General features: G+C 54.8%; 1 protein-coding gene. It reads left to right on the top strand.

The features are described 5' to 3' along the window. Window positions 1–125: 125 nt before the first annotated feature. A complete protein-coding gene (locus SB775_RS27710) occupies window positions 126–353 on the top strand; it encodes a phage filamentation protein Fil family protein (protein ID WP_410864350.1) in 228 nt (75 codons plus the stop codon). Window positions 354–385 lie beyond the last annotated feature (32 nt).

Below are 385 nucleotides of genomic sequence, written 5' to 3'. Positions count from 1 at the left end.
AATCTCTGCTAACTGCCGGCGCGGAATCGTGGAGGCAGCAAATACAGGTGTCCGCTGCATGATGCTGGCTGCTATTGCCGTACAGACCCGCATTCACTCAAACCCGACTTTAGCCTCGACCGTGGATGCAATTAGCGGTATCGGCGCAACAGTCGGCCTCAGTTGAGGGCGACACAATGATCTCGTTAGCATCACGCCTGAAGAAGCAAAGCCCGTCAATGTCCTATGGCAATGGCTGGATTATGGGAAAAAACGGCAAGCCGTGGCACCCGGTGCTGTGCAGCCAGGGCAAAGAGGTAAAACAGAAGGGGAAAACATGGCTATCGAAGGTAGCGCAATGCTGGGCGAACTGAACGCAGGACAGCGTGTAACAGCGCTGAATCAC

This window comes from Peribacillus sp. SIMBA_075, assembly GCF_046534585.1.
The sequence above is the reverse complement of the archived record's forward strand: the minus strand, read 5'-3'. Positions and strand labels throughout refer to the sequence as shown.

What these genes read in the sequence shown, in the direction of transcription:
- SB775_RS27710 (WP_410864350.1), top strand. Translation starts at nt 126, where the DNA reads ATGCAATTAGCGGTATCGGCGCAACAGTCGGCCTCAGTTGAGGGCGAC.